Raw genomic sequence first — 1,069 nt, 5'->3', positions numbered from 1 at the left:
CCAGAGCGACGGCCCCACCCGCCCGCCACACGAAGTCCCCGGCGTGCGCGGTGACGACGAGGGTGGAGCGTGGCGGGTGCGGATTGTCGGGCGCTGCGCCGTACGACATTGCTGGGTTCCTCCTTCAACCAGGGGTGCGCCCCATGCTTTTAGGGGCGCGGGGAACTGCGCGACCAGCCACGACGGCCTTGCAGCCGCCCACCGACAGAACCCGGCAGACGAGACGAACCCGGCCACCCCGGAGGGAGTCAGTCCCGATACGCCTCGATCACGCTCCCGAGATGGGCGCGGACGGCCGCCTCGGCCGCCTGCGGGTCGCGGGCGATGATCGCCTCGATCACGGCCAGATGCTCACTCAGGGACCGCTGCGGCCTCCCCGGCCTGAGCGCGAGCTGGAACCGATGCTTCACCAACTGCGCGTTGAGCCGCTCCAGCAACCCCTCGGCCACCTGCTGACCGGAGAACTCCTGGATCCTGCTGTGCAGTTCGTTGTTCAGCTCGGAGTACGTCACCGGCTCACCGTCGGCGACGGCCTTGGACATCGCCTCGCCCAGCTCGGTCAGCTGCGCGAGCTGCTCCTCACTGGCCTCCACGGCCGCCTTGGCCGCGCAGAGCCCTTCCAGGACCATGCGGCACTCGGTGATGGCGACCGCCTCCTCGACGGTCACCACCCGCACGCGTGAGCCGCGGTTGGGGATCCGCTCGACCAGCCCCTCGGACGCCAGATCGATCAGTGCCGCGCGCACACTGGCCCGCGTCACGCCGAACTGTTCGGCGAGTTCGTTCTCCACCAGCCGCTGGGCCGGTGCCATCTCGCCGCGCAGGATCGCCTGCCGCAGCTTCGCGAGCGCGAGCTGTTTGGCCTGCTCTCCGGTGCCCGGACGGGCTTCCTTGGCCATGTGCCCTCCCTGAGTGAGTGCCTGTCGAACGTAAATCTAGGCCAACAGGATTGTCAACAATTTTGCCGACATATTTCACTCAGGTACGCGACAGACAGCCCGGCTCAGCCGCGCGTCGCCAGGATGCTGACCGCGTTCGCGGCGACGATCGCGCCGATACCCGCCCACTC

The 1,069-nt window shown here is 68.8% G+C and carries 1 protein-coding gene and 1 pseudogene; both read right to left on the bottom strand.

Annotation, left to right across the window (positions count from 1 at the left end; translation table 11 throughout):
- Positions 1–109: pseudogene (locus tag FNH08_RS52910) on the bottom strand (PIG-L family deacetylase); the annotation flags it as partial.
- 139 nt (positions 110–248) lie between these two features.
- A complete protein-coding gene (locus FNH08_RS50450) occupies positions 249–899 on the bottom strand; it encodes a GntR family transcriptional regulator (protein ID WP_152778745.1) in 651 nt (216 codons plus the stop codon).
- Positions 900–1,069 lie beyond the last annotated feature (170 nt).

It is taken from the genome of Streptomyces spongiae, assembly GCF_009377185.1.
GTDB classification, from domain to species: Bacteria; Actinomycetota; Actinomycetes; order Streptomycetales; family Streptomycetaceae; genus Streptomyces; species Streptomyces spongiae.
The sequence above is the reverse complement of the archived record's forward strand: the minus strand, read 5'-3'. Positions and strand labels throughout refer to the sequence as shown.

Excerpts from the sequence above, each read along its gene's own strand:
- FNH08_RS50450 (WP_152778745.1), bottom strand. The coding sequence starts at position 899 with ATGGCCAAGGAAGCCCGTCCGGGCACCGGAGAGCAGGCCAAACAGCTC.